The organism is Streptomyces sp. NBC_01381, assembly GCF_026340305.1.
GTDB lineage: Bacteria > Actinomycetota > Actinomycetes > Streptomycetales > Streptomycetaceae > Streptomyces.
The window spans coordinates 1,944,019-1,965,700 of record NZ_JAPEPI010000001.1 but is presented as its reverse complement, the minus strand read 5'-3'; the positions used below and the strand labels follow the sequence as shown (position 1 = coordinate 1,965,700).

Annotated in this window: 15 protein-coding genes and 1 other RNA gene; 7 read left to right on the top strand and 9 right to left on the bottom strand. The window is 70.5% G+C overall.

All coding sequences use genetic code 11. From position 1 onward, the window contains the following. Positions 1 to 121: 121 nt before the first annotated feature. The 5 genes from ssrA to ftsE form a co-directional block, all read right to left on the bottom strand. Positions 122 to 510, bottom strand: a transfer-messenger RNA (tmRNA) gene (gene ssrA / locus OG453_RS09360). A gap of 108 nt (positions 511 to 618) precedes the next feature. Beyond that, on the bottom strand, positions 619 to 1,140 hold the full coding sequence (smpB, locus tag OG453_RS09355; RefSeq protein WP_266866383.1) for an SsrA-binding protein SmpB: 522 nt from the start codon (positions 1,138 to 1,140) through the stop codon (positions 619 to 621). A gap of 18 nt (positions 1,141 to 1,158) precedes the next feature. Then, the gene (locus OG453_RS09350; protein ID WP_266866381.1) at positions 1,159 to 2,349 is read right to left on the bottom strand and encodes a S41 family peptidase; all 1,191 of its coding nucleotides are present in this window, start codon (positions 2,347 to 2,349) and stop codon (positions 1,159 to 1,161) included. Between the two features lie 78 nt (positions 2,350 to 2,427). Then, on the bottom strand, positions 2,428 to 3,345 hold the full coding sequence (ftsX, locus tag OG453_RS09345; RefSeq protein ID WP_266866379.1) for a permease-like cell division protein FtsX: 918 nt from the start codon (positions 3,343 to 3,345) through the stop codon (positions 2,428 to 2,430). Between the two features lie 43 nt (positions 3,346 to 3,388). Further along, the gene (ftsE, locus tag OG453_RS09340; RefSeq protein WP_266866377.1) at positions 3,389 to 4,078 is read right to left on the bottom strand and encodes a cell division ATP-binding protein FtsE; all 690 of its coding nucleotides are present in this window, start codon (positions 4,076 to 4,078) and stop codon (positions 3,389 to 3,391) included. A 239-nt stretch (positions 4,079 to 4,317) separates the two neighbouring features. Here ftsE and OG453_RS09335 point away from each other — a divergent pair, with 239 nt between their 5' ends. After that, the gene (locus OG453_RS09335; RefSeq protein WP_266866375.1) at positions 4,318 to 4,515 is read left to right on the top strand and encodes a hypothetical protein; all 198 of its coding nucleotides are present in this window, start codon (positions 4,318 to 4,320) and stop codon (positions 4,513 to 4,515) included. Positions 4,516 to 4,620: 105 nt separating this feature from the next. On the opposite strand, the gene OG453_RS09330 is transcribed toward OG453_RS09335, so the two are convergent. The 4 genes from OG453_RS09330 to OG453_RS09315 all read right to left on the bottom strand — a co-directional run bounded on the left by OG453_RS09330 (position 4,621) and on the right by OG453_RS09315 (position 10,673). Then, the gene (locus OG453_RS09330; RefSeq protein ID WP_266866373.1) at positions 4,621 to 5,295 is read right to left on the bottom strand and encodes an LPXTG cell wall anchor domain-containing protein; all 675 of its coding nucleotides are present in this window, start codon (positions 5,293 to 5,295) and stop codon (positions 4,621 to 4,623) included. A 294-nt stretch (positions 5,296 to 5,589) separates the two neighbouring features. Continuing rightward, positions 5,590 to 6,696: a peptide chain release factor 2 gene (gene prfB / locus OG453_RS09325; RefSeq protein ID WP_266866371.1), complete on the bottom strand. Its 1,107-nt coding sequence runs from the start codon at positions 6,694 to 6,696 to the stop codon at positions 5,590 to 5,592. 868 nt (positions 6,697 to 7,564) lie between these two features. After that, entirely contained in the window at positions 7,565 to 8,800 is a 1,236-nt protein-coding gene (locus OG453_RS09320; protein ID WP_266866369.1) for a serine/threonine-protein kinase, read from the bottom strand. A gap of 232 nt (positions 8,801 to 9,032) precedes the next feature. Then, positions 9,033 to 10,673, bottom strand: a complete 1,641-nt coding sequence (locus OG453_RS09315) for a serine/threonine-protein kinase (protein WP_266866367.1) — start codon at positions 10,671 to 10,673, stop codon at positions 9,033 to 9,035. A gap of 418 nt (positions 10,674 to 11,091) precedes the next feature. Here OG453_RS09315 and OG453_RS09310 point away from each other — a divergent pair, with 418 nt between their 5' ends. The 6 genes from OG453_RS09310 to OG453_RS09285 all read left to right on the top strand — a co-directional run bounded on the left by OG453_RS09310 (position 11,092) and on the right by OG453_RS09285 (position 21,636). Continuing rightward, on the top strand, positions 11,092 to 14,289 hold the full coding sequence (locus tag OG453_RS09310; RefSeq protein ID WP_266866365.1) for an FHA domain-containing protein: 3,198 nt from the start codon (positions 11,092 to 11,094) through the stop codon (positions 14,287 to 14,289). A gap of 332 nt (positions 14,290 to 14,621) precedes the next feature. Beyond that, positions 14,622 to 16,019, top strand: a complete 1,398-nt coding sequence (locus OG453_RS09305) for an ABC transporter substrate-binding protein (protein ID WP_266866363.1) — start codon at positions 14,622 to 14,624, stop codon at positions 16,017 to 16,019. Positions 16,020 to 16,094: 75 nt separating this feature from the next. Then, positions 16,095 to 17,375, top strand: coding sequence for a carbohydrate ABC transporter permease (locus OG453_RS09300; RefSeq protein ID WP_266869769.1), 1,281 nt, complete (start codon positions 16,095 to 16,097; stop codon positions 17,373 to 17,375). Next, on the top strand, positions 17,372 to 18,253 hold the full coding sequence (locus OG453_RS09295; RefSeq protein WP_266866361.1) for a carbohydrate ABC transporter permease: 882 nt from the start codon (positions 17,372 to 17,374) through the stop codon (positions 18,251 to 18,253). The genes OG453_RS09300 and OG453_RS09295 overlap by 4 nt, the downstream gene beginning before the upstream one ends. A 172-nt stretch (positions 18,254 to 18,425) precedes the next feature. Next, positions 18,426 to 20,678 (top strand): bifunctional glycosyltransferase family 2 protein/CDP-glycerol:glycerophosphate glycerophosphotransferase, encoded by a 2,253-nt coding sequence (locus tag OG453_RS09290; RefSeq protein ID WP_266866359.1) that lies wholly within the window; start codon positions 18,426 to 18,428, stop codon positions 20,676 to 20,678. A gap of 82 nt (positions 20,679 to 20,760) precedes the next feature. Then, positions 20,761 to 21,636, top strand: coding sequence for a class I SAM-dependent methyltransferase (locus OG453_RS09285; protein WP_266866357.1), 876 nt, complete (start codon positions 20,761 to 20,763; stop codon positions 21,634 to 21,636). The last annotated feature ends 46 nt before the right edge of the window (positions 21,637 to 21,682 follow it).

Here is a 21,682-nt window from a genome sequence, read left to right as displayed (position 1 = left end):
AACCTCCACTCGGATGCAGTAACGAGTCACATGCCCAGAGGATGTGCCCGACCGACCCGTGCCCCGCACACGGAAAAAGCCCCCTGGCCGGTGGCCAGGGGGCTTTAACCTCACATGGGAATTGTGGAGATGGCGGGAATCGAACCCGCGTCCAACGGTGCTAAAGGAGGGCTTCTCCGAGCGCAGTTCGCTTCGATTTTCTCGGCCCCGGTGATCTCGCGAACAAGTCTCCGACGGGCCCAGCCACTGTTTGATTTCCCATCGAACCCCGTGACCGGGCTCGATGGTTTAGTTCCCTAAATTATGCCAGGATCCGGGTCGGGAACACTCCCGGGCTGACACCCATTAAGGGTCCTTCACTCACTGCTTATTAGGCAGCGAGGGCGAAGGACTGGGAATCGCTCTTAGAATTGGCGATTATTGGTTGCGACATATGGTTTACGAGATCATTGCCGCTTCCTCGGCTCGCTTCCCCTGCTTCGACATCCGCTGTCGAAACCGATCATCCCCATGTTGATTTTTCAATGCTTGCCCCTGCTGTGAGGAGCAAGACCCATCGTACGTGACCAACGCACGACGATGCCAGCCAATTCCTTGCGACCTCAGGAGGCAAGCACCTCAGGCGCTCCGCTGGCGCCGCTTGACCGCCGCGATCGCGCGGTTCGTCTCGCGGGTGTCCTGCTTCTCACGCAGTGTCTGCCTCTTGTCGTACTCCTTCTTGCCCTTGGCAAGAGCGATCTCGACCTTGACCCGGCTGTCCTTGAAGTACAGGGACAGGGGCACGATCGTGTGACCCGTCTCCTGCGACTTGGACTCCAGCTTGTCGATCTCCGCCCGGTGCAGCAGGAGCTTGCGCTTCCGCGTGGCCGAGTGGTTGGTCCAGGTGCCCTGCACGTACTCCGGGACGTGGATGTTGTGCAGCCACGCCTCTCCGTTGTCGATCTGTACGAAGCCGTCCACCAGGGAGGCCCTGCCCATCCGCAGCGACTTGACCTCGGTGCCCATCAGGACGAGGCCACACTCGTACGTGTCGAGGATGTGGTAGTCGTGCCGCGCCTTCTTGTTCTGCGCGACCATCTTCCGGGCGGGGGCCTTCTCAGCGGCCTTCGCGGCCTTGCGCTTTACCTTTTCCTTCGCCATAGTGCGGCCATTTTCGCACTACGAGGGGGGTCCGAGGCCAGTCAATACTGTCTCGGCCCGGGTCTCGGCCCCGCCGTCGACCTCCAGGTCGGGCGTGATGCCCTGGCCGTCGACCGCTCGCCCCGAAGGAGTGCGGTAGTGCCCGACCGTCAGCTCGGCCACCGAGCCGTCGGGCAGCCGGCTCGGCATCTGCACCGAGCCCTTGCCGAAGGTCTGCGAGCCCACCACGACCGCCCGGCCGCGGTCCTGCAGCGCTCCCGTCAGCAGTTCAGCCGCGCTCATCGTGCCGCCGTCGACCAGCGCGACCACAGGTCTGGAGGTGTCCCCGCCCTGCTCGGCATGGAGCGCCTTCTGCCGGCCGCGCACGTCGTACGTGGCCACCAGGCCGCCGTCGACAAGGCCGGACGCCGCGGTGACCGCCTCCGACACCAGGCCTCCGGAGTTCCCCCGCAGATCGAGCAGGATCCCGGCGCCCTCGGGGGCCTTGCGCACCGCTGAACGCACCCGCTCGCCCGACCCCTTGGTGAAGGCGTCGACCTTGATCAGTACGGCGCCGCCCGCGATCCGGGTGACCGTGACGGGGTCCGTGGAGAGGCGGGCCCGGTGCAGCGTCTCGCTCCACGCGCGCGTGCCCCGCTCCAGGTCCAGGGTGACGGGGGTGCCGGCGCGGTCGCCGCGCAGCAGGGACACCACCTCGGTGACGGGGAGCCCCGCCACGCGTCTGCCGTCGATGCTCGTGAGCCGGTCGCCCTCGCGTACGCCGGCCCGGTCGGCGGGGCCGCCGCGCTGGACGCGGGACACCTCGATGCGCCCGTCGGCCGCGCGCCTGGCCCACAGGCCGACTCCGGTGTAGGCGCCGTCGAGGGCCTGCTCGAACTCCTGGAACTCCCCGGGGGAGTACACCGAACCCCAGCGGTCACCGCTGCGGCTGACGGCGTCCTCCGCGGCCTTCTCGCCGGACTTGCCGTCGGCCATCGCCTCGGCGGCGGCATCGGCCGCTTCATCGGCGGCGTCGCCCGCGTCGCCGGACAAGGCGACGGAACGGGTCGCAGGGGAGGGCGACTTCCGGCCCTGCTCGGCGCCCTCGCTCCAGGATCCGGTGGCCGCGCCGGTGGCGAGGACACTCGCGAAGACCAATGTCAGCGTGGCCCCACGGCGGATGCGGCGGGGCCGGGAGAGCCGGTCGCAGAACCGGTCGGGGCCTGACATGCCGGTGAGTCTAGGACAACGAAGGGCGCCGTACGGCCGGTTGAACCGCACGACGCCCTTACGTACAGGCGGGTCTTGTCACACCTTGAGGTACTTGCGCAACGCGAAGAACGCGGCCAGCGCGGGCATCAGCAGGCTGATGGCGAGCACCAGCGGCAGCTTGGCCAGGACCGCGTCCCACCCGATGAAGTTGATCAGATTCAGCTTCTCGGAGAGCGCGAGACCGTGGTCGATCATGAAGTAACGGCCCACGAGGAGCATGCCGCAGGCGACACCGCCGCCGATGAGACCGGCGACGGCGGCCTCCATGATGAACGGCATCTGGATGTAGAAGCTCGACGCGCCGACAAGCCGCATGATGCCGGTTTCACGTCTGCGGCTGAACGCCGAGACGCGCACCGTGTTGACGATCAGCATCAGCGCGACGACGAGCATCAGCATCATCACCGCGAGCGCCGCCCAGTTCATACCGTTCAGGAGCTCGAAGAGGTTGTCCAGGACGCCCTTCTGGTCCTGCACGGACTGCACGCCGTCACGCCCGGAGAAGGCGGTCGCGACCACCTTGTACTTCTCCGGGTCCTTCAGCTTGATGCGGTACGACTCCTGCATCTGGTCCGGCGTGAGCGAGCTGGACAGCGGGGAGTCGCCGAACTGCTCCTTGTAGTGCCTGTACGCGTCGTCGGACGACTCGTACGCGACCTTGTCCACGACCGGCATCTTCTTCAGATCCGCGCGGATCTGTTCCTTCTGCTCGTTCGTGACCGCGCCCTTGGCACACTTGGGGTCCTGCTCGGCGTCGGCCTTGTTGCAGAGGAAGATCGAGACGTTGACCTTGTCGTACCAGTAGCCCTTCATCGTGCTCACCTGGTCGCGCATGAGCAGCGAGCCGCCGAACAGGGCGAGCGAGAGGGCGACGGAGACGATGACCGCGAAGGTCATCGTGAGATTGCGGCGGAGACCGACGCCGATCTCCGACAGGACGAACTGGGCGCGCATGGCTCCCTTTCAGTGGATCAGTGCTGTGGATCAGTACGGGTCGTCAGTGCTGGTAGCCGTATACGCCGCGCGACTGGTCGCGGACGAGACGGCCCTTCTCCAGCTCGATGACCCGCTTGCGCATCTGGTCCACGATCTGCTGGTCGTGGGTCGCCATGACGACGGTCGTGCCGGTCCGGTTGATCCGGTCGAGCAGCTTCATGATGCCGACCGACGTCTGCGGGTCGAGGTTGCCGGTCGGCTCGTCCGCGATGAGCAGCTTGGGGCGGTTGACGAAGGCTCGCGCGATCGCCACCCGCTGCTGCTCACCACCGGAGAGCTCGCCGGGCATCCGGTCCTCTTTGCCGCCGAGACCGACGAGGTCGAGGACCTGGGGCACGGACTTGCGGATCTCGCCGCGGGACTTGCCGATGACTTCCTGCGCGAAGGCGACGTTCTCGCCGACGGTCTTGTTCGGAAGGAGACGGAAGTCCTGGAAGACGGTGCCCAACTGGCGCCGCATGTGCGGCACCTTGAAGTTGGAGAGGCGGGCGAGGTCCTTGCCGAGGACGTGCACCTGGCCGTGGCTGGTGCGCTCCTCGCGGAGGATCAGCCGCAGGAAGGTGGACTTTCCGGAGCCGGACGATCCCACCAGGAAGACGAACTCGCCCTTCTCGATCTCCAGGGAGACATCCCGGAGAGCGGGCCGGGACTGCTTGGGGTAGGCCTTGGAGACGTTGTCGAATCGGATCACGGATGCACCACGGGTAGCCGGGGGTAGGTGTGCGTGACCATACGCGAAGGCGGTGCGCGAGCGCAGTCAGCGTCCTGAGTTGCGCGAATTGTCGCGGATATACCACGGAACAGATCAGTCCGAAACCGACTGTGCCGGGCGGGCCGCGCCGAAATCCGTGGAAGCTGGCACAGTGGAAGGGGAACGGTTGGGTTCCCCCTAGCGTTGGGCAGGCTGTGACTGTGCGGGAGGAGGAGCGCATGACCTATGACAGGTTGGTGTGCGCGAACTGCGCGGCGCCCGTCAGCGAAGGCCGCTGCCCCGTGTGCCGGGCCAATCGCGAGCGCATGCAGCAGCAGCAAGAAGGGCCGTTCGGCGGCCTCAGCCCCGCGGCCCTGATAGGGGTCCTCGTGGTGCTGATCGCTGCGATGGCGCTGCTGGCGCAACAGACCGCTTAGCACGCGCCAGGGGCGCGCCAGGACACCCAGAAGGGCCCGGAGCAGCGCTCCGGGCCCTTCTGACGTACGTCGCGTACATCACGTACGCAAACCGCGTGCCCTGGATCAGGCAGCGGCGCCGCGGTTGCCGACGAAGCGCGGCAGAACGCGGAAGCCGATGCCGCCGGCGATCATCGTCGCGGCGCCGATCAGCAGGAACGTGGTCTCGGCGGCACCCGTCTCGGCGAGCTCGCCCTTGTCGGCCTTGTCGCCGCCCTGCTCGACCGGGGTGGAGCCCGTGTCGGTCAGGCTGTCCTTGCCCTTGCCCTGCTCGACGGGGTTGGAGCCGCCGTCAGGGTCGTTGTCGTTACCGCCCGTGCCGTTGCCGTTGCCCGGGTCGCTCGGGTCGGCGGTGGGCTCGTCCGTCGGGTCCGTGGGGTCCGTCGGGTCCGTGGTGGGCTCGGTCGGCTCGTCCGTGGGCTCGGTGGGCTCCTCGGTGGGCTCGGTCGGCTCCTCCGTGGGCTCGGTGGGCTCCTCGGTGGGCTCCGTCGGCTCCTCCGTGGGCTCCTCCGGGTCCGTCGGGATCTCCGTCGGCTCCTCGGTGGGCTCGTCGTCGTCATCGCCCAGGCCGACGTCGACGCCGATGCCGTTCTCGTCGGCGTTGGCGTGGACGCCCGCACCGCCGAGCTCGACGCCGACGTCCAGGGCCGAGGCGGCACCGGCGGCGGTCAGCGAAGCACCCGCGGCGATCACCGCACCGGCCGCTATCCGTGCCACGCGGATCCGCGTCTTCTTGGTCATCTGGCTGCTACCCCCAGTAGCTGAATCGTCAGTGAGGCAGCGTCCGGGACTGCGTTCGCCGGGGGCAATGGATCGGCCCCCACAGATCACACGCGTCCCAGAGATACGCATGCCGCTCGCTAGCCTTTCCACTTTTCATGACAGCGTCAAGGTCGTTGCGGGCGCGATGTCTGAAATGGGATCAGTTGACCGGCGTACGGAGATGTGACTGTGACGTAAGAGGCACAACAAAGGGCAACTGCCGCCACAGTGGCAGCAGTTGCCTTGTCGATAAAGCGGCGCGAGCGCTTTCCGCTACTTCTCCTGCTGCTTGCGCCAGCGAATTCCGGCCTCGAGGAAACCGTCGATCTCGCCGTTGAACACGGACTCCGGGTTGCCGACCTCGAACTCCGTACGCAGGTCCTTCACCATCTGGTAGGGGTGCAGGACGTACGAACGCATCTGGTTGCCCCAGGAGTTGCCGCCGTCACCCTTGAGCGCGTTCATCTTCGCCTGCTCCTCCTGGCGGCGGCGCTCGAGGAGCTTGGCCTGGAGGACGTTCATCGCGCTCGCCTTGTTCTGGATCTGCGAGCGCTCGTTCTGGCAGGAGACGACGATGCCGGTGGGGATGTGCGTCAGGCGGACCGCGGAGTCGGTCGTGTTGACGCCCTGGCCGCCGGGGCCCGATGAGCGGTACACGTCGATGCGCAGCTCGGACTCGTCGATCTCGATGTGGTCGGTCTGCTCGACGACCGGGAGGATCTCGACGCCGGCGAAGGAGGTCTGGCGACGCCCCTGGTTGTCGAAGGGCGAGATGCGGACCAGACGGTGGGTGCCCTGCTCGACCGAGAGCGTTCCGTAGGCGTACGGGACCTGGACGGCGAAGGTGGTCGACTTGATGCCGGCCTCTTCCGCGTACGAGGTTTCGTAGAGCTCCGACTTGTAGCCGTGCCGCTCGGCCCAGCGCAGGTACATGCGCTGCAGCTTCTCGGCGAAGTCGGAGGCGTCGACGCCGCCGGCCTCCGCGCGGATGGTGACGAGCGCCTCACGGGCGTCGTACTCGCCGGAGAGGAGCGTGCGGACCTCCATCTCGTCCAGCGCCTTCTTCACGGCCGTGAGCTCGGACTCGGCCTCGGCGCGGGTGTCCGGGTCGTCCTCCTCCTCGGCCATCTCGAAGAGCACGCCGAGGTCGTCGATGCGCCCGCGCAGGGCCTCGGCCTTGCGCACCTCCGCCTGGAGGTGGCTCAGCTTGCTGGTGATCTTCTGTGCCGCATCCGGGTCGTCCCACAGGGACGGCGCGGCCGCCTGCTCCTCGAGCACGGCGATGTCTGCCCTCAGCTTGTCGAGGTCCAGGACGGCCTCGATCGACTCCATGGTCGAGGAGAGGGACTTGAGCTCTTCGGATACATCGACGACTGCCACGGGTCCAGCCTAACGGCTGAGCGCAAGCGGTCTGCCCTCCCGGGCGGGGGAACGGTGTCGCCGGGCCTGCGGGGGTGTCGTGCTGCCCTGCGGGGGCGGGGCGGGTGTGCTTGCTCTGTGGGGGCCTCGCGGGTGTGCTTGCCCTGCGGGGGCGTCGCGGGTGTGCTGCCCGGTGGGGCGGGGACGTCACGCTTGTGCTGCCCTGCGGGCGGAGCCTGTCCCGGCGCTTCGCGCCGGATCTTCCCCGCCCACCCGCCCGATTGCCCGGCATACGGCCCGGCCGTAGGAGCGGGGCGGATCCACCCCGGGCTGTCGGTCGTCTGCTGCCCTGCGGGCGGAGCCTGTCCCGGCGCTTCGCGCCGGATCTTCCCCACCCACCCGCCCGATTGCCCGGCATCCCGCCCCGGCCGCAGAACCGGCCAGTGCCCGCCCCGGGCTGTCGCTCGGCCTCCGCACCGAGGGGGCGCAGGGGGCCTTGTCCGGCCGCAGGAGCAGGCAGTACCCACCCCAGGTTGTCGCTCGCCGCCCGCTCGGGTCTGCCCGCCGGTCTGCGGCGGGTGGGAGAGGTCCGGCGCGGAGCGGTGGGGGCCAGGGCGCGGGTGTACGCCGTTCATGGGTTCGGGCGGTTGCCCGCCCATGCGGGGTGCTTCACACGGTGAGGCCGTGGTGCCGGGTGATCGGGTGGGTGGGCGGGAAAGATCCGGCGCGAAGCGGCGGGACAGGAGCGCGCCCCACCATGCGGCAGATGAACACCCCGGCCCGGCTGCCCCTACGGTTCCTGGCCGGTGCCGGGTGATCGGGTGGGCGGGTGGGGAATCCGGCGCGGAGCGGCGGACAAGGGCGCGCCCCGCCGTGGGGCAGGCGGGGGTCAGGGGGACTCTGGGGCCGAGTTCTTCGTGTCCTGGGGTGTTGCGTCCGCGTCGTCGTCGCTGGTGGCGGCCCAGGTACCGATGCCCGCGGCAGCGACGATCACCGCTCCCGCCACGCCGAGCGTGATCCTGCGGCGGCGGGCCGAGGCGCGGTGGCGGGCCGAGCCGGGGCGGGCCGAACCCGCGGCGCGTGGGGCGCGGGCCGTGCCTCGGGCACCGCCTGCGAGCTCGTCGGGGCCGGGGACCCGCATCGAGGTGTGGGTGTCGCGGTTCGAGTCGGGGGCGGCTCCGGGGACCAGAGGGACCGCTCCCCGACGGGGGGCGCCCGGGGCCGGGTCCGGCGCGGGCTCCTCGTCGGCCTCCTCCGGCAGCGGCTCCGTGTCCGGCTCGTCCACGTCCAGCGGCGGCATCCCCGCCACCAGCGGCTGCAGCTCCCGCAGGCGCGCGGCCAGCTCGGAGGCGCGAAGCCGGGATGCCGGGGCCTTCGCCAGGCACTGGACCATGAGCTGCCACAGCTCGTCCGGGATGCCGGGGAGGGGGACCACCGTCTCCGTGACGTGGCGGCGGAGCACCGCACCCGGGTGACCGCCGCCGAACGGCGTGAAGCCCGCCAGGAGTTCGTACAGGACCGTCGCGAGGGCGTAGATGTCGACCGCCGCGCGCGGGGGCAGGCCCTCGATGATCTCGGGGGCCAGATAGTCCGGCGTACCGATGATCTTTGTCGCGCGCGTGCGGCGCGGGGAGTCGATCAGCTTGGCGACGCCGAAGTCCGTCAGGAGCGCCGGGTGCGACCCGCCGGGGCCCAGCGGACCCTGCATGTCCAGGAGTACGTTCTCCGGCTTCACGTCACGGTGCACGATCCCCGCCGCATGCGCCGCCGCGAGCCCGTCCGCGACGTCCGCGACGATCGCCACCGCCGCCTCCGGAGCGAGGCGACGTTCACGGTCGAGGCGGGTGCGCAGGTCCGTACCCCGGACCAGGTCCATGACCAGGGCCAGGTCGTTGCCGTCGACCACCAGGTCGTGGACGCCCACCACGCGCGCGTGGTCGAGGCTCAGGAGTGCCGTGCGCTCCTGGACGAAGCGGCCGACGAGCTCCTGGTCGGACGCCAGGTCCTCGCGCAGCAGCTTGATGGCGACGGGCCCCTCGGGTCCCTCGCCGAGCCACACCGTGCCGGCGCTGCCCCGACCAAGGATCTGGTGGGCGGTGTACCGGCTGCCGATCTTGCGTGCCAAGACTGCTCCTACGGATGCGTGTTGGCGACAAAACTACGCGGCCTCGACGCCAACCTTCACTCCAGGAGCAGAAATCACCCCCCAGGTGTCGACAAATCCCCAGAGTCGGGAGGGGATTCGTCAAGAAGGGGCCGATAAAGACAGAGAAGACAGAGAAGGCAGAGAAGAAGAGAGACCGGCCGGGAGCTGGTGGCTCCCGGCCGGTCTCTGCTTTTTCGGTTCTCGGTCCGCGCTAGTTCCCGCCCAGTTTCCCTATCCAGCCGGAAACCGAGTCGTACCAGTCGGTCAGCTGGTCCCAGTACCCCTTCGTCGTACCGATCCACTCCTGGAGCGGGCTCAGCTCCCAGACGAGCCAGCTCGCCACGAAGAGGATGACGATGGTGAACAGGCACCCCTTGAGGCAGCCGAGACCCGGGATCTTCATCGGGTTCGCGCTGCGCTGCCTCGGCTCGCGCGGCGCGCGCCCGGCGGGCGGCTGCTGGGGCGGTGCCTGCTGCGGCGGCGCGGCGTACTGGCGCGGCTGCTGCTGGGGCTGCGGCGCCGGTGCGTACTGCTGCGGACGCTGCTGCTGCGGCGCGTACTGCTGGGGGCGCTGCTGCGGCTGCTGGGGGCGGGCCACCTGGCGCTGGGGGCGGCGGCGCAGCGGATCCTGGCTCGGGTCCAGGTACTGGACCTGGGTCTGTTCGTTGCGGTCGCGGGCCGCCCGCATCTGGTTCTGCCAGGGGTGCGGGTCGTCGGGGTTCGCGCCGGGCTGGTTCGACGGCACCGGCGGCATGACGGCCGTCGGGTCCGCGGCGCCGGTGTTCGGCAGCACGGACGTCGGATCGGCGTCCCCGGTGCCCGGGCCGCCGGTGTTCTGCATGAGGCTCGTCGCGGCGTTCGGGTCGTACGATCCCGCGTTGCTCGGCAGGACCTGGGTGGGGTCGGCGGCGCCGGCCGTGCCCGGCACCGCCGCGGGCGCCGGATCGGGCATCAGGAGGGCGCCCACGCCCTCCGCGGCGGCGATCTGCGCGCTGGACGCGTGCACGCCCACGCCGTCGGCCACGGCCCGCAGGCCGCGCGCGAGGTTCTCGGCGCTCGGCCGGTGGTCGGGGTTCTTGCTCAGGCAGCGCTCTATGACCGTCCACAGCGGGTCAGGGACCGTGGAGGGACGGCTCGGCTCGGCGCTGAGGTGCTGGTGGAGGACTTCGAGGGCCGAGCCGCCGGAGAACGGCGGGCGGCCTGTGACCAGCTCGTACAGCAGGATGCCCGCGCCATAGATGTCAACGGCGCTGGTCTGCGGGCGGCCCTCGGCGGACTCGGGCGCCACGTACGCGGGCGTGCCGACGAATTCGTGGGTGCGGGTCAGGCCCGGGGAGTCGGCGAGGCGCGCGATGCCGAAGTCGGTCAGCATCGGGTGCAGCGAGCCGTCGGCCTCCTGCTTGAGCAGGACGTTCGCGGGCTTCAGATCGCGGTGCACGACGCCGTCCGCGTGGCTCGCGGCCAGCGCGTCGGCGATCTGCGCGGTCATGAGGGCCGCGGCGACCGGCGTGAACGGGCCGCTCTCGCGGAGATAGCGGTGCAGGTCCGGGCCCTCGACCAGGTCCATGACGAGGGCGAGGAGATCGCCCTCGACGACGAGGTCACGGGTCCGCACGATGTTCGGGTGGGTGAGCCTGAGCAGGACGGACCGCTCCCGGAGGAAGCGCATCACGACGTCCGCGTCGTTGGCGAGCTCTTCCTTCAGGACCTTGATCGCGACCGTCTCGCCGGGCTGGCCGGGGACTGCCGCCTCGGCGCCCGCGGTCTCGCGCTGGCGGGCTCGCCAGACGGTGCCCGTGGCGCCGCGCCCGAGCGGCTCCTCGAGCAGGTACTTGCTGCCTACCGGCCGCACGTCATGCGCTCCCTGCTGATCTGGCTGGTCTGTCCGGACCCGGCTACCCGCCGGAAGGTGTTCCGACCCACTCTAATGCCGCCGTCCGGGGCACCGGCGGGTCAGATTCCGCGCCGGCCCCAAGGTGTCCGGATCGTTGTTCGGTGGAAAGACGCCCGACCGGGGCCGTTGGTTGCCGGGTGGCGGCGAATTGACCTCCGTCACCAACAGGCGACCGTTGATCGCAACGGTCCAAGCAGGCACTTTTCCGAGCAGAGCCGACCAATCAAGATCACTTACGGGTGGCCGCCGGGCGTGTTGTCAGTGGCAGGTGCGAGGATGCTTTCCTGATACTGGCCGACGTGCCCGTGTGTGGTGGGGGAATCACAGCGCGAGTCCCCCTGCCCGGCGGCAAGGGCAGAAGGGACCGCTGACGGCGATGCAGATCCGGCTGACCGTCCTCGGGCCGCGCAGCGGCCGGACCGAGCCCCAAGGCGGCCCCGCGCGCGGGGCCTGTGACGTGCTGGTGACCGCCCCCGCAGGGACCGCGCTCGCCGCCGTCGCCTCCGGCCTCGCATCGGCCGTCGCGGGCGGCGAAGGCCCCCTGGTCCTGTACGCGGAAGCGGAGCGGCTCGACGCCCAGCGCAGCACCCTCGGCGAGCCCCCGCTGATCGACGGAGCGGTGCTCTCGCTCGGCTCCCCCGCCGAGCCTGGGCCCGAACTGGCGGGCGCGGCGGCCCAGTTGCACGTGGTGGCGGGCCCGGACGCGGGCGGTGTGCATCTGCTGCACGGCGGGCAGATCCGCATCGGCCGCTCGGCGGACGCGGACGTCCCCCTCGACGACCCGGACGTCTCCCGGCTGCACTGCGCGGTGACGCTCGGCCCGGACGGCCAGGTGACCGTGACGGACCTGGGCTCCACGAACGGCACGACGGTGGACGGCCGCGAGATCACCCGCCGCCCGGTCCGCCTCTCCCCCGGCTCCCTGCTGCGGCTCGGCGAGTCCGCGCTCCGGCTCACCGGCGGGGACGGCGTGCGCGGTGCGCTGGCGACGGCGCCGGACGGCGAGGGGCACGTGCGCGTGCGGACCGCAGAGGACACCGACGCCCCGCAGACCCCACCCCAGTCGGCCACCCCCTCCGAGAGCACACACCACGCCTACGGCACCTCGGGGTGGGGCGCCTCCGGCGGGGACGGCCAGGACAGCGCGGACAGCGAGGACGGGGCGTACGGCACGCACACGTACGGGCAGACGCCGGTCACCGACGTGCCGCTCGTGCCCCAGCAGGGCGGCGCCCCCGACGCCGAGCGGACCCGCGTCGGCACTCCGCCGCGCGGGACGACCGTGCCGCGCGGCCTGCGCAAGCGCGGCGGCCTCTCCGCCTGGGCCCGGCGGTTGACCGGAGGCCGGGACGACGAGCACGCGCCGGCCGACCAGGACGAGTACGACGACGCGTACGACACCGGCTCCCCGGAACCGGCCGACCCCACCCCCGAGGACCTCGCGGTGGCCGCCGCCGCACGCACCCCCGAGTCCTGGCCCGACCCCGCGGCCCTGCTGCTCACCGCGCTCGGCCCCGGCCCCCGCCTCTGGGAGCGCGGCCCCGGCCACCCCGAGGCGCTCACGGTCCGGCTCGGCACGGTCGACAGGGCGACGCCGGACGACCGCGGCCTGCTGCCCGCCGTCCCCGTGACCGTGAGCCTGCGGGAAGCGGGCGCCCTCGGCCTCGCCGGACCGCGCGAGCGGCTCACGGGCCTGGCCCGCGCGGTCGTCGCCCAGCTCGCGGCCCTGCACTCCCCCGACGCCCTGGAGCTCGTGCTGCTGAGCACCGACCGCACGCGGCCCGCGCCGGAGCGCGTCGCCGAGTGGTCCTGGCTCGGCTGGCTCCCGCATCTGCGGCCCGCCCACGGCCAGGACTGCCGCCTCCTGCTCGCCTACGACCGCGAGCAGGCCCTTGCCCGTACGGACGAGCTGTTGCGCCGCCTGGAGGATCACCTGACGGACACCTCGGGGGCCGGCCGTTCCGAGCCCGGCGGCCCCTCCGCGCGCACCGTCGTGGTGGTGGACGGCGACCCCGGGGCCGCCGGGCTGCGGGAGGCCGTGGTGCGGCTCGCGCGGGACGGGGCCGCGGCCGGCATCCATGTCGTCTGCCTCGCCGAGACCCCGGCCGCCTCGCCCGCGTCCCCGGTGTCCGCCACGTACGAAGCCGCCTGCTCAGTGTCGCCCGCCTTCCGTGCCTGCGGTGCGGTCGCGCTGCTCAGCGGTGATGTGGCGACGGCGCTGCGGCTGCTGCGCACGGTGGACGGGCATCCGGCGGGGCACGGGACGGTCGCCGCGGTGGACGCGGTGTCGCAGGCCTGGGCCGAGCGGTTCGCCCGCGCGCTTGCGCCCTTCCGTACGGACGGGGCGCCCGGTGACGGGCACGCGCGCGTGTCCGCGCCGTTGCCCCAAATGGCGCGGCTGCTCGACGAGTTGGGGCTCGCCCGCGCCACCCCCGCGTCCCTGATGGCGCGGTGGGCCGCGGCCGCCGACGATCCGGAGGCGCTCGGCGGGCGGGCCTGGACGGTGCTCGGGGCGGGGCCGCGCGGTCCCGTGGTCGTGGATCTCGCCGCCGAGGGGCCCCATCTGCTGGCCGAGGGCCCCGCCGGAAGCGGCCGCACCGAACTCCTTCGGTCCGTCGCCGCGTCGCTGGCCGCCGCCGAGCGGCCCGATCGGCTCGGGATCGTGCTGATCGACGGGCGGGACAGCACGGGGAGCGGGAGCAGCGGCACGAGCGGGGGGAACGTACGGCTCGGGGAAGGCCTGTCGTCCTGCACCGACCTGCCGCACGTCACCACGCATCTCGCCGCCAACGACCCGGTCCGGATGCGGGAGTTCGCGCAGTCGCTGACGGCCGAGCTGAAGCGGCGGGCGGAGTTGCTCGGGCGGCTTGGGTTCGCCGAGTGGCATACGCAGCAGGAGGTTTCGGGGCGGCTGGTCGCGCAGCGCGCGGGCGGTAGTGCTGGTGGCGGTGTCGGCGCGGGGGCGGCTCCGGCCGCGGGTGACGGGGATCTTGATCCGCCGCCGAGTTCCACGATGCGGCTGCGGCCTGCCGCCGCGCGGAAGGGGGCCGAGCCGGGGCCGCCGTTGCCTCGGCTCGTCGTTCTTGTCGACGACTTCGACGCGTTGCTTTCGCCGGCTCTCGGGTCGCCGGGGCGGCCTGCGGCGGGGTCGGTCGTGCGGGCGCTTGAGGCTGTGGCGCGGGACGGGGAGCGGTTGGGGGTGCATCTGGTGGCCACAGCGGGGCGCAGTGAGCGGACTCCGGAGACGGAGTTGGGGCGGCGGGCCGCGCTGCGGATCGTCCTTGACGCGGTGTCTCCTGGGGCGGAGGAACCTGCCCCCGGGCGGGGGGAGTTGCGGTCTGCCGAGGGGCGGGTCAGTGCCTTCCAGGCGGGGCGGGTCACTGGGCGCATTCCGCGTACGGCGACCTTGCGGCCCACTGTTGTTCCACTGGAGTGGGAGCGGATGGGGGATCCGCCGGCTCGGCGGCCGGTGCGGGAGCTGGGGAACGGGCCTACTGACTTGGCCTTGCTGGCCAGTGCGCTGGAGCGGGCTGCGCGGTCCGTTTCCGCGGAGCAGGTTCCGTCCCTGTTGTAGCGCTGCACCTTGCAGTTGCCGGGCGCCCTGCTGAATCGGTGCCCGGCAGCGTTGCGTTGTGCCCACCCTTCCCCAAGCTCTCGGCTTCGCTCGAGCAGGGGAGACCCCACTCGCCGTGCGGAACGCCTGCCCACAACAGGGGCGGGCGGGGGCGCCCTGCGGAAACGCCTGCCCATAACAGGGGCGGACGAGGGTCCCACTGTTCATGACGGCACGTCACAACGGCATCACGATCGGCTAGTTGTCATGGTTGGTGCTCTTGCCGGTGTTCCCCGGGCGGGCGTAGACAAGCCGCACGGGACTCGCTCGCCAGTGAAGAGAACGGGGCAGTGATGCGCAGCACTCTTCGTACACGCAGGGCACCGCACCATCGGCGTACCACCGCCAGGATCGCCGCGGCCGTCGTCGCGGGGGCGCTCACCCTCACCGTCACCGCGTGCGGTGGCGACGACGACAAGGACGACGGGAGCGGCGGGGACAAGGGCGGCGGCAAGGAGAGCGCGGCCGCGGTCCAACTGCCCAAGCTGGACGGGCAGAAGGTGTCCGTCGCCGCCGTGTGGGGCGGATCGGAGCGGAAGGTCTTCCTCAAGGTTCTCGACGAGTTCGAGAAGAGGACCGGGGCCGACGTCTCCTTCGTACCCGCGCAGGACCCCATCATCAGCTTCCTGGAGTCGAAGGTCGCCGGCGGCCAGCCGCCGGACGTCGCGATGCTTCCGCAGGTCGGCGCCATCGAGCAGGCGGTCAAGAACAAGTGGGCCAAGCCCGTGGGGCCCGAGGCGCAGAAGCAGCTCGAGAAGAATTACGCGAAGGGCTGGCAGGACCTCGGGGCCGTCGACGGCAAGCAGTACGGCGTGTACTTCAAGGCCGCCAACAAGTCCCTGGTCTGGTACAACACCAAGGTCTTCGAGAACGCGGGCACCGAAGAGCCCAAGACCTGGGACGACTTCATGAAGACGGCCCAGACCGTGTACGACTCCGGCGTGCCGCCGATATCGGTCGCGGGCGCCGACGGCTGGACCCTCACCGACTGGTTCGAGAACATCTACCTCTCGCAGGCGGGCCCCGAGAAGTACGACCAGCTGGCCAAGCACGAGATCAAGTGGACGGACCCCTCCGTGAAGGAGGCGCTGACCACGCTCGGCGAGCTCTACGGCAAGAAGGGCTTCGTCGCGGGCGGCGCGGACGGCGCGCTGCAGACCGAGTTCCCCGCCTCGGTGAAGCAGACCTTCACCGGCGGCGACCAGCCCAAGGCGGGCATGGTCTTCGAGGGCGACATGGTCTCGCTGCCGATCTCGGAGACGAAGGCGAAGATCGGTACGGACGCCAAGGTGTTCCCCTTCCCGGCGGTCGGGGAAGAGTCCCCGGCGGTCGTCGGCGGTGACGCGGCCGTGGCGCTGAAGGACAGCAAGGGCGCGCAGGCGCTGCTCACCTTCCTGGCCTCGCCGGACTCGGCGAAGATCTGGGCCGAGGCGGGCGGCTTCGTGTCCCCCAACAAGAGCCTCGACCTGGCGGCGTACCCGAACGACGTGCAGCGGGCAATCGCCAAGGCGCTCATCGCGGCGGGCGACGACATCCGCTTCGACATGTCCGACCAGGCCCCGCAGGCCTTCGGCGGCACGCCCGGCAAGGGCGAGTGGAAGGCGCTGCAGGACTTCCTGAAGAACCCGAAGGACGTCGCCGGCACACAGAAGGCGTTGGAGACGGCCGCCGCCAAGGCCTACAAGGACTGACGCGACATGGCGTCCGCGAACGCCGGGGGCACGCCGAACGTGGCGCTGCCCCCGGCCGCCAAACCGCGCAAGAGCGTGACCGGCACCCGTAAGTCCGTGGCAGTGCTCTTCCTGCTGCCCGCCCTGGTGCTGCTCGGCGCGCTCGTCCTCTACCCGATCGGGTACTCGCTGTTCCGCAGCTTCCTCGACAAGTCGGGCGACTTCACGGCGTTCGGCAACTACGAGACCCTGTTCACCGACGACACCATCCTCACCGCGATCAAGAACAACGCGATCTGGGTGGTGGTCGCCCCGACGGTCGCGACCGGCCTCGGCCTGATCTTCGCCGTGCTCACCGAGCGGATCCGCTGGGGCACGGCGTTCAAGCTGGTCATCTTCATGCCGATGGCGATCTCGATGCTCGCGGCGGGGATCATCTTCCGGCTCGTCTACGAGTCGGATCCCGACCGGGGTGTCGCCAACGCCGTGTTCGTGGCGGCGCACGACACCTTCGCCGAGTCGTCCGCGTTCCCGCAGGCGCATCCCAGTACGCAGTCTCCGCTGAAGTCGGCGGGCGGCGGCGCCTTCATCACGCGTGAGGCGGTCGAGGCGGGCACGCCCGTCGCCCTGCCGCTGACCGGTGTGGCACCGGACAACATGCCGGACAACGCCAAGTCGGCCGCGGCCGCGAAGCCGGACCCGGACCAGGTGACCGGCACCGCCTGGCAGGACTTCACCCGCGGCAAGGGCCGGGGCGAGCTCAACGCCCCGGACAAGGCGGAGTTCGGCTATCCCGGGATCAAGATCGAGGCCGTCAAGGACGGCAAGGTGGTGGCATCGGCCGAGGCGGCGGGCGACGGCACCTTCGCCCTGCCGAAGGAGGCCGACGGGGCCCAACTCCGGTTCCCCGCATCGAACTTCCGCGAGCCGTACAACGGCGTGGACTGGCTCGGCCCGTCCCTCATCACGCCCGCGGTGATCGGCTCGTATCTGTGGATCTGGACGGGCTTCGCGATGGTCCTGATCGCGGCGGGCCTGGCGAGCGTGCCGCGTGAACTCCTGGAGGCGGCCCGCGTGGACGGCGCCAACGAGTGGCAGGTGTTCCGGCGGATCACCGTGCCGATCCTGGCGCCGGTCCTTGCCGTGGTCGCGGTCACGCTCATGATCAACGTACTGAAGATCTTCGACCTGATCTTCATCATCGCGCCGAACTCGTCGAAGGACGACGCGAACGTGCTGGCGCTGCAGCTCTACAACTCCGCGTTCCTCGACAAGGATTCGGGAGTGGCGAGCGCGATCGCCGTGCTCCTCTTCCTCCTCGTGATCCCGGTGATGCTCTTCAATATCCGGCGGCTGCGACGGGAGGCCCGGCGATGAGTGCCCAGGTCGAAGTGGTGAAGGCCAAGCAGTCGCTCGGCAGCAGGATCGCCGGGGTCCTCAGCGGCAGTGCCGTACGCGTCTTCCTCGTCGTCATCGGACTCTTCTGGCTGGTGCCGACGATCGGGCTGCTTCTCGGTTCGCTGCGCACCTCGTCCGACATGGCCGAGAGCGGCTGGTGGAAGGTGTTCAGCACCCCGTCGCAGATGACGCTGGACAACTACACCAACCTGCTCAAGGACGAGACGATCACCGACTCGATCCTGTCCAGCATCATGATCACCGTCCCGGCGACGCTGCTCGTCGTGATCATCGGGTCCCTGGCCGGATACGCCTTCGCGTGGATGGAGTTCCCGGGGCGCGACTGGTGGTTCCTCGGCGTCGTCGGGCTGCTCGTGGTGCCCGTGCAGGTGGCGCTGCTTCCGGTCTCCAAGATCTTCGGCGAGATCGGCATCTTCGAGACGACGGTCGGTGTGGTCGTCTTCCATGTGGCCTTCGGCCTGCCGTTCGCGATCTTCCTCCTGCGGAACTTCTTCGCGGAGATCCCGCGCGAACTCCTGGAGGCGGCACGCCTGGACGGGGCCGGTGAGCTGCGGCTCTTCCTCAGGGTCGTGATGCCGCTCGGCGCGCCGGCGATCGCCTCGCTCGGCATCTTCCAGTTCCTCTGGGTCTGGAACGACATGCTGATCGCGCTGATCTTCGCCGACTCCGACAGCCCGCCGATCACGGTCGCGCTCCAGCAGCAGGTGCGGTCCTTCGGCGACAACGTGCAGATCCTGGCGCCCGGCGCGTTCATCTCGATGGTGATCCCGCTGGCCGTGTTCTTCGCGTTCCAGCGGCAGTTCGTGTCCGGCGTGATGGCTGGAGCCGTCAAGTAGCCGCCCGACAAAGGCACTTGTCAGGCACTTGTACATTCGTTCGCCGAGTGAGGCGGTCCCCGGCGGGGGCCGCCTCACCTGCGTCCATCCCCCGTCTGCCGCACCCGGCGTAACCCGACCGGCCCTCCGGGCGTTTTCGGGCAGTATGCCCGCGCCGACCCATGGATGTGCCTTGCCCCGGTTCAGTGTCATCGTTCCCGTGTACAAGGTGCAGGCATATCTGCACGCATGTCTGGAATCGGTCCTAGACCAGTCGTTCACGGATCTCGAACTGATCGTGGTGGACGACTGCTCACCGGATGCCTGCGGCGCCCTCATCGACGAGTTCGCGGCCCGCGACATCCGCGTGCAGGCCGTCCACCTGAAGGAGAACGTCGGCCTCGGCCGGGCACGCAACGCGGGCATGGAACACGCCGGCGGCGACTACCTGGTCTTCCTCGACGGCGACGACACCCTCACCCCCGGCGCCCTGCAGGCCATCTCCGACCGCCTCAAGGAGACGGACGAGCCGGACGTCCTCGTCTATGACTACGCGCGTACGTACTGGTCGGGCGAGACGGTGCGCAACCAGTACGCGAACCTGCTCGACGAGGACGCCGGCGAAGCACCCTTCCGGCTCGCCGAGCGGCCGAGCCTGCTGAGGCTCCTGATGGTCGCCTGGAACAAGGCCTACCGCCGCGACTTCATCGAGCGCGAGCGCTTCGTCTTCCCGCCCGGGTTCTACGAGGACACCCCCTGGACCTTGCCGGTCATGCTCTCCGCGGACTCGATCTGCACCCTCGACCGGGTCTGCCTGCACTACCGGCAGCGGCGCCGCGGCAACATCCTGAACACCACGAGCCACAGGCACTTCGACATCTTCGACCAGTACGAGAGGGTCTTCGCGTTCCTCGACGAGCACCCCGAGTTCTCGGCGGACTGGCGGCCCGTCCTCTTCCGGCGGATGGTCGACCACTTCTGCACGGTCTTCACCAAGCGCGACCGGCTGCCGCGCGGCACCCGCGCCGACTTCCTGCGCAGGGCCCGCTCCCACTACCGCCGCTACCGCGTCCCCGGCTCGCGCGGCAGGCCCGGCAGCCGGCTGCGGCACGCGCTTGTGCGGCTGGGCTCGCACCGCACCTACCGGACCCTGTGGACGGCGCTGCGGGTGCGGACCAGGGCCAGGCGGTACGCGGCCACCGCCCGCCGCCGCGCCAGGGGCGCCGCGCTCCAGCTGCACTACCGGATCCAGCTGCGCCTGCCGGTGCGCGCCGACCGTGCGGTGTTCTCCGCGTACTGGGGGCGCGGCCACGGCTGCAACCCCGGCGCCCTGGAGGCCGCGGTGCGCGAGCACGCCCCGCACATCCGCACCGCGTGGATCGCCGACGCCAGCCACCACCACTCGGTGCCGACGGCCACCCGGAAGATCCGGCCCGGCACGGCCGCGTACTGGACAGCCCTCGCCCGCTCCAAGTACCTGGTGAACAACGTCGACTTCGACCGCAGGCTGGTCAAGCGGCGCGGCCAGGTGATGATCCAGACCCAGCACGGCACGCCCCTGAAGCTGATGGGCCTCGACCTCCAGGACCGCCCGGCCGCCGCACGGGACACGGACTTCGGGGCGCTCCTGAAGAACGCCGACAAATGGGATTACGTCCTGTCGGCGAACCGGCACTCGACGCTGGTCTGGGAGCGGGTGTTCCCCGCCTCGTACACGACCCTCGAGTACGGCTACCCGCGCAACGACATCTACCAGCGGGCGACCTCCGCGGACGTGGCCCGCCAGCGCGAGCTCATCGGCATCCCCCAGGGCGCGGTCGCCATCCTCTACGCGCCCACCCACCGCGACTACCGCCGCTCCCAGCTGCGCGCCCTCGACCTGGAGCGGGTGCTGCAGGCGCTCGGCCCCCGCTTCGTGATCCTGACCCGCGCCCATCACTCGTACGAGGCACCGCTCGCCTCCTCGTCGGGCCGCCTGATCGACGTGTCGGACCATCCGAGCATCGAGTCCCTCTGCCTCGCATCGGACGCCCTGGTCACGGACTACTCCTCGCTGATGTTCGACTACGCCAACCTCGACCGGCCCGTCGTCCTGCACGCCGACGACTGGGAGGCCTACGAGGCGACCCGCGGCACCTATTTCGACGTGCGCGACTTCCCGCCGGGCGCGGTCGCACGCAGCGAGGACGAGCTCACCGACATCTTCGCGACGGGCCACTGGCGCGGCTCGCGCTCGGCCCAGCTGCGCACGGCCTTCCGAAACCGCTTCTGCGTGTACGACGACGGGCGAGCGGCTGAACGAGTTGTGAGGCATGTGGTGCTCGGTGAGCCAGGGGGTCTACCGTCTGTGGCGCCACTGGCGGAGCGGCACCCCGCGCCGGCCGCGGGGGTGGCCGATGAGCCGCTGCCGCGGGCCGACGTCTCCGAGCCCACTCCGCGCTTCTGACAGCTCCAACAGCATCGTGCGCCGAAACGACCCCCACTCGTCCGGCAGCACTGTCCGCCTCCCCCCATCCCAGGACCCAGACATGCAGCAAGCAACAGCGCACGCGTCCACGAACGGCACGGACACGGATCAGTTGCCGCGGCCGCACCAGCTCTCCGACGTGAAGGGATGGTTCCATCCGGTCGACCAGGTGCTCTTCGACTGGATCCTGAGCCGCCAGTACGAACGTTCCGAGCAGGGCGACCTCCTCGAACTGGGCGCCTATCTCGGCAAGAGCGCCATCTTCATGGGTACGTATCTGCGCGCGGACGAGACCTTCACGGTCTGCGACCTCTTCGACTCGCCCGCGCCCGACGAGGCCAACTCCGCGGAGATGGGCCGCTCCTACCGGTCCACGCTCACGCGCCGCGCCTTCGAGGCCAACTACCGCTCCTTCCACGACGAGCTGCCGCAGATCGTCCAGGAGCCGTCCGCCGGCATCACCGCGCACGTGGAGCCGGACACCTGCCGCTTCGTGCACATCGACGCCTCGCATCTGTACGAGCATGTGCACGCGGACATCGCCGCGGCCCGCGAGGTGCTCGGCGCCGACGGGATCGTCGTCCTCGACGATTTCCGTGCCGAGCACTGTCCGGGCGTGGCCGCGGCTACCTGGGGCGCGGTGGCGAGCACGGGGCTCAAGCCGCTGTGCATCACGGCCACCAAGTTCTACGGGACCTGGGGCACCTACGACGCGATCCACACCGATCTCGCGGCGTTCCTGAAGGAGCGCGACGACATGTGGCACGGCGCCGAGGAGGTCGCCGAGTTCCCGATGATCCGAATCAGCGGCAAGCAGGCACGGTCACCGGAGCAGCCGGTGTCCCGATACGCCGGGGAGCCCCCGGAGCGGGCGCCCGAGCCGACCCGCACCAAGGGCCTGCTCGCGTCGCTGCTTTCGCGCGCGGGACGTAACTGAGAGAGGCCAGTCCCCGCGCCCTTTAAGGGGCGCGGGGAACTGCGCG